Raw genomic sequence first — 6,240 nt, forward strand, 5'->3', positions numbered from 1 at the left:
AGCGCCCCTACATTACGGTGGGGGTCCTCGCGCTGACCGTGCTCACCCCGCTGGCCGCCACGTCCACGGCCCGCATGGTCAAGCGCCTCGGGGCGCGGAGCTGGCGGCGGCTCCACCGGCTGGTCTACGTGGCCGGTATCCTGGGCGTCCTGCACTACGTGTGGCTGGCCAAGGTCGGGATGAACGACCCCTATCTGTACGTGGGGATCCTCGCCCTGCTCCTGGGCATCCGGCTCTGGGACCGGATGCGCCGCCTGGCCAGGGAGCGGGCAGGGGGCGCCGCCCTCCCCCAGCCGGGGACTCCCCCCGAGGGGCCCCAGGCTGATCTTCGCACGCCTCACCCGGGCGCCTCCGCATCCCGGGACCTCTCCAGGATCTGACCTCTCCCCCCTCCGGAAGCGTCGCCACTCCTCCATGCAGGGGGTTTCCCTAGATGGGACACATTTGACACACAGACCGTCCAGACATATATTCCACCTGCATCCCATCTTACGGGAGAAATTTTCATATACCGAAAACATTGAGTGACGCACACTTCTCGCTGGGGGAGGTGCCCATGGGACCGCAGGCGTACCAGATGTATATCGAGGGGAAGTGGGTAGACGCTCACGGCGGCCGGACCTTCGCGGTGCGGGACCCGGCGACGGGAGCCCATGTGGCCGACATCGCCGATGGCCGCGGCGCCGAGACCCGCAGAGCCATCGAAGCGGCCCACCGGGCCTTCGCGGGATGGGCGGCCACGCCGGCGAAGCAGCGGGGGGAGCTCCTCCGGAAGGTCCAGGCCCTCCTGCAGGAGCGGGTCGACGAGATCGCGAGGCTGGTGGTTCTCGAAAACGGCAAGCCCTTCGCCGAAGCCAAAGGAGAGGTCGGCTTCTCCCTGGGCTACTTCGGCTGGTTCGCCGAGGAGGCGCGCCGCGCGTACGGGGAGATCGTCCCCTCGCCCTTCCCGAACAAGCGGTTCTGGGTGGTCGGGCAGCCGGTGGGGGTCGTGGGCGCCATCACGCCCTGGAACTTTCCTGCCAACATGATCACCCGCAAGATCGCGCCGGCCATGGCCGCGGGGTGCCCCGTGGTCCTGAAGCCGGCCTCGGCGACGCCTATGACGGCCCTGGCCATCGCCCGGGCCTGCCACGACGCCGGGCTGCCGCCCGGTGTCCTCAATGTGGTCACCGGAGCCGCCTCCGCGCCCATCGCCGAGGAACTGCTCAATCACCCCCTGGTCAAGAAGATCGGCTTTACCGGCTCGACCGAGGTGGGGAAGGTCCTCATGGAGAAGGCGGCCAAGCAGATCAAGCGAATCTCCTTCGAGCTGGGGGGCAACGCCCCCTTCATCGTGTTCGCGGACGCGGACCTGGGGGCCGCCGTCGAGGGGGCGGTCGCCATCAAGTACCTCCGGGTCGGGGGGCAGTCCTGTATCTGCGCGAACCGGATCTACGTGCAGGAGACCATCGCAGATCGGTTCATTCCCGCCTTCGTCGAGAAGGTGAAAGCGCTGAAGGTCGGCCCCGGCTTCGAGCCCGGGATGCAAGTCGGGCCGCTCATCAACGAGGAGGCCCGGAAGAGGGTCCACCACCTGGTCGAGGATGCGGTGGTCCGAGGGGCGACCCTGCTGGCGGGCGGCGGGCCGCTGAGCGAGGGGCCTCTGGCCAAGGGGTACTTCTACGCCCCGACGGTCCTCACGCGCGTGCAAGACGACTGGCCGGTGTGCCAGGAGGAGATCTTCGGCCCCGTGGCCCCGGTCCTCACCTTCAAGACCGAGGCGGAGCTGATCCAGCGGGCCAATGACACCGTGTTCGGCCTGGCAGCCTACCTCTACACCCGGGACCTGGGCCGGGTCGTGCGGGTGGCCGAGGCGCTGGAGTACGGCCTGGTCGGGGTCAACGATGCCGCCGGCTACACCCATGAGATCCCCTTCGGCGGCTTCAAGCAGAGCGGCCTCGGCCGGGAAGGGGGTCGGGAAGGTCTCGAAGAGTACATGGAGCTCAAGTCCATCGTCGTCAACCTGCCCGCCTGACCCTGCGGGGGCCTCTCGCCCCGCGGGACCCAGGCCTTCCCCCTTGCCCCGACGGGCCCGTCGCGCTAGGCTGACGGGAGCCCGGGACGCACGGCCCCGCAGCCCGGCGGCCGTGGCCAAGGCGCCCCCCACGCAGGCGGCGGGGCGTCTTCGCTTTGCGGGGACGGGGGGAGGCGATGGGGAAGTGGAGCCAGGTCCGGGAGGCGGTCCAGACAACGCCCGGGGGGCTCCGCCACCGGCTCCGCACCTGGTTCTTCACGGGCCTCATCCTGGTCCTGCCGGCCGTCCTCACGCTCTACATCCTCTGGCTCTTCCTCCGGCTGGTGGTCGGGCCGCTGGCCCCCCTCCTCACCTACGCCCTGAGCCCCGTCGTAAGCCCCGGGCTGGCCCCCATTCTGGCCACGATCCTGAGTGTGCTCGTGACCGCCGTGGGCGTGACCGCCGTGGGGGGGATGGTCGCCCTCTTCGGCCGCCGCCTCTTCCTGCGCCTCGAGGGGACCTTCTCGCGCCTCCCCGTGATCCGGGCCATCTACGGCCCCATCCGCCAGCTCCTGGACCTGTTCCTCCGGGCCGACAGGCGGACCCAGACGGTCGCGCTCGCGCCCTATCCTCAGGCGGGAAGTTACGCCGTCGTCTTTCTCACGGACCGGCGCGGCTGGAGGCTGACGGGTCCGGCGGGAGCCGGAGAGGATGAACTGGTGGGTGTGTTCTTGCCCACCACGCCGAACCCCACCACCGGGTTTTTCCTGCTGGTCCCCCGCCGGGACCTCATCCCCCTGGACCTCTCGGTGGAGGAGGCCATGAAAATCGTAGTCTCCGGGGGGGTGCTGGGTCCGGCCGGCCGCATCCTGCGGAGGCCGGGGGGAGCGCCGGAGGCCGCGCCGGTGGTGGAGCCGGGGGACACGCCCGAATCGAGCAGGGCAGGGGAGGGGGGATGATCACCAAGGGCCGTCGCATTTTCGCGATCCGGGGCATCCCGATCGAGATCAACTACTCCTGGTTCCTCATCGTCGCCCTGGTGGCCTGGAGCCTGGCCAGCCAGTACTTCCCGGAGCAGGTGCCGGGGCTCGCCCCGACGACCTACTGGGTGCTCGGAATCCTCTCGGCCCTGGCCCTCTTCGCCTCGGTGCTCCTCCACGAGCTCGGCCACTCGGTGGTGGCGCAACGGAACGGGATCGCCATCCGGGGGATCACCCTGCACGTCTTCGGGGGAGTGGCCAAGCTGGCCCGGGAGGCGGACTCGCCGGGAGTGGAGTTCCGGATCGCGGTGGCGGGGCCGGCCGTCTCCTTCGCCCTGGCGCTGGTGAGCGATCTCCTCCTCCGCGGCCCGGGCTGGCCGGCGCCGGCCGTGGCGCTCCTGGCCTACCTCCGGCTCGTGAACGGTCTGCTGGGAGCGTTCAACCTGGTCCCGGGGTTTCCGCTGGACGGGGGTCGGATTCTGCGGGCCCTGCTCTGGTGGTGGAAGGACGATCTGCAGCAGGCGACGCGGGTGACGGGGGCGATCGGGAGCGGCTTTGCCTACACCCTCATGCTCCTCGGGGTCCTGAGCTTCGCCGGGGGGAATCCGTTCCAGGGCATCTACTACCTCTTCATCGGGGTGTTCCTGAAGCAGGCGGCGGAGGCCAGCGTCCAGCAGGTGGCCTGGCGCCAGGCCCTTCAGGGGATCCGGGTGGGGGATGTGATGGCCCCGGACGTGGTGACGGTGGGCCCGGACCTCACGCTGGCCCGGCTGGCCGAGGACCTCTTCTGGCGGCACCACTTCACCTCGTTTCCGGTCCTGGACGGGGGACAGGTGGTCGGGATCGTGGCCCTGAAGCACCTGCGCGATTACCCGCGGGAGCGGTGGGGAGAGGTCCAGGTGCGCGAGGCGATGCTCCCGTTCGGCCCCGACCTTCAGGCGGGGCCAGGGGAAGCGGTCCTGGACGCCTTCGCCCGCCTGTCGCAGAACCCGGTCGGCCGGATGGCGGTGGTGGAGAGGGGAGGGCGGCTGGTTGGCTACCTCAGCGTGAAGGACATGCTCCACATCCTGGCGCTTAGGGGCTGAGGGTCTGCGCTTGACAGTGGGTATAAGTGCCGGGTATAAGGAGGGTCTTCCGTGCCGGCACTCCAGGCTGGTGTGTAGATCACCGAAGCAAACCGCCATGACGGAGGATCCACTCGGGTCTCCCGAAGGACGGATTTCCCCGTGGCTCGTATAGCTGGCCCCCACACCCGGTGGCCCCCCGCGAACTGGTGCGCCTTCTCGGGTGCGCGACACCTCCGGAGGCTTTTTTCTTCTGGGTGACTGCCGTCCTCCCGCGTGGCCAAGATTCAGGTTCCTTATTCCTCTGGGGAGGGAGAATGGAGGGGGATCATGCAATCGTGGAGCGGTAAGGTCCTGGCGTTGATCCTGCTCGGAGCCTGGTTTTTCTTGGCCGAAACGGCCGCGGCGAAGGTCCTCCGCATTCCGATCATCCGGGACGCCAATGGTGTCCCCGTCCAGTGCGTTCTGGATCCCAACTGTCACAATCGCTTCCATCCCGACATTTCCCCGGTGGCGTCCGCGGATCCGGGCGATTCGGTCGTCTTCGAGACGCGTGACGCCTTTGATAACCAGTTCAGCTTCGGCACCATCCCGGCCGACGTCGCCGGGGCGGATGCGAGCCGGATCCACCCTCTGACGGGCCCCCTGTTCGTGAACGGCGGCGAGCCTGGGGACATCCTTGAGGTCACGGTCGTCACTATTGGGCCCGGCCCCGATCGCTTCGGCTACACGGTCCTCTTCCCGGGCTTCGGGTTCCTCCGCGACCTGTTCACGCTCCCGGACATCGCGCGCTGGAAGTTGACGCAGGCCGCGGCCACCTCTTCTGACATGCCCGGCATCCGGATCCCGTTCAACGGCTTCCCCGGCACCATCGGCGTCGCGCCGGATGACGCCCTCGTCGCCACGATCAAGGCCCGGGAGGCCGCGCTTGCCGATGCGGGCGGCTTCGTCCTGCTGCCGGACACGACGAACGCGGCTCCCGCGAGCGTTTGTGGATCCGGCGGGCCGGCCGCGGCCGACTGCCTCCGCACCATCCCTCCACGCGAGAACGGCGGCAACATGGACGTGAAGGGAATGGTCGGTGGCACGCGGCTCCTGTTCCCCTGCTTCGTCCCGGGCTGTCTCCTCTCGATCGGCGACGTTCATTACGCCCAAGGGGATGGAGAGGTCTCCGGCACCGCCATCGAGATGAACGCGGTCGTCACCGTGAAGGTGGGCCTTCGCAAGGGCCAGGCGTTCCTCCTACATAATCGTCCGGCCTTCGAGGGAGGGGCGCAGCTAAAGAAGCTGGCGCCGGATAAGTTCTTCGCCACCGTCGGCTACCCGCTGAAGGATGCCGGCGAGGTGCCCCCGCAGAGCGCTCATGCCGACCTGGCCGAGGTGACTCCGCTGGAGAACCTGTCCGAAGATCTGACCCTGGCCGCGCGCGATGCGCTGCGGAAGATGATCGCCCATCTCGTGGAGGTCAGTGGGCTCACGCCCCACCAGGCGTACATCCTCTCGAGCGTGGCCGTAGATCTACGGATCGGGAACTTGGTGGATGTCCCAAACTTCGCCGTATCGGCAATCCTCCCGCTGGAGGTCTTCAAGGATAAGAAGGATGACGGTGATGATTAACGGGACGCCCTAGCCCCTCTCGCCCAGCGAAGGCTGAGGGCTAACCTCTCATGCATCGGCGGATGTTCCTGACGGGCGCCCTGGGGGCGGGCGCTGTGCTGTTGACGGGCCACTCCCCCTACCGCAAGTGGTCTCAGTACCGGGCCCGCCATACTGTGATCGTGACCGATCGCGCGGACACCGGGTCGTTCCCCCTGGGAGCGCGGTTGGCCCGCCATCTTGCCGTCCGCCGGCCCGACTTGAAGGCCACGGCGGCGCGCAGCGAGAACCCCCGAACGTTGCTGAGCCTGGTGAAGAGCCGCCAATTGGACCTGGCGCTGCTCCGGGCGGAGGACGCGTACCAGGGGCTCCGGGGAATAGGCCCCTATGCCAGTCTGATGACCCCGCTTCGCGCCCTGGCGGCCGTCGCCCCCGAATACCTCCATCTCGTGGTCCCGGCGCTCTCGCCGGTCCGGGCCATTGGCGACCTCAGGGGGAAGCGTGTGGGGGTCATTGAAGGGGGCGGGCAAGCCCGAGCCAAGGCACAGCGGGTGGTGGCGGCCTTCGGCCTCGATCCCGAGGGCGATGTGCGCTGGGAGTCCCTGGC

At 68.7% G+C, this 6,240-nt stretch carries 6 protein-coding genes; all 6 read left to right on the forward strand.

Annotated elements, in window-relative coordinates; genetic code table 11:
- On the forward strand, positions 1-380 hold a 380-nt coding region (locus VGT06_00040; GenBank protein HEV8661522.1), incomplete at its 5' end, for a ferric reductase-like transmembrane domain-containing protein.
- Between the two features lie 176 nt (positions 381-556).
- Positions 557-2,014: an NAD-dependent succinate-semialdehyde dehydrogenase gene (locus tag VGT06_00045; protein ID HEV8661523.1), complete on the forward strand. Its 1,458-nt coding sequence runs from the start codon at positions 557-559 to the stop codon at positions 2,012-2,014.
- 176 nt (positions 2,015-2,190) lie between these two features.
- Positions 2,191-2,952, forward strand: a complete 762-nt coding sequence (locus tag VGT06_00050; GenBank protein HEV8661524.1) for a DUF502 domain-containing protein — start codon at positions 2,191-2,193, stop codon at positions 2,950-2,952.
- The gene (locus tag VGT06_00055; protein ID HEV8661525.1) at positions 2,949-4,058 is read left to right on the forward strand and encodes a site-2 protease family protein; all 1,110 of its coding nucleotides are present in this window, start codon (positions 2,949-2,951) and stop codon (positions 4,056-4,058) included. The genes VGT06_00050 and VGT06_00055 overlap by 4 nt, the downstream gene beginning before the upstream one ends.
- 309 nt (positions 4,059-4,367) lie before the next feature.
- Positions 4,368-5,654 (forward strand): acetamidase/formamidase family protein, encoded by a 1,287-nt coding sequence (locus VGT06_00060; GenBank protein ID HEV8661526.1) that lies wholly within the window; start codon positions 4,368-4,370, stop codon positions 5,652-5,654.
- A gap of 50 nt (positions 5,655-5,704) precedes the next feature.
- Positions 5,705-6,240, forward strand: a 536-nt coding sequence (locus tag VGT06_00065; GenBank protein HEV8661527.1) for a TAXI family TRAP transporter solute-binding subunit, incomplete at its 3' end; no start/stop codon positions are given.

Origin of the sequence: Candidatus Methylomirabilis sp. (assembly GCA_036000645.1) — a bacterium.
In the GTDB taxonomy this organism is placed as follows: Bacteria; Methylomirabilota; Methylomirabilia; order Methylomirabilales; family JACPAU01; genus JACPAU01.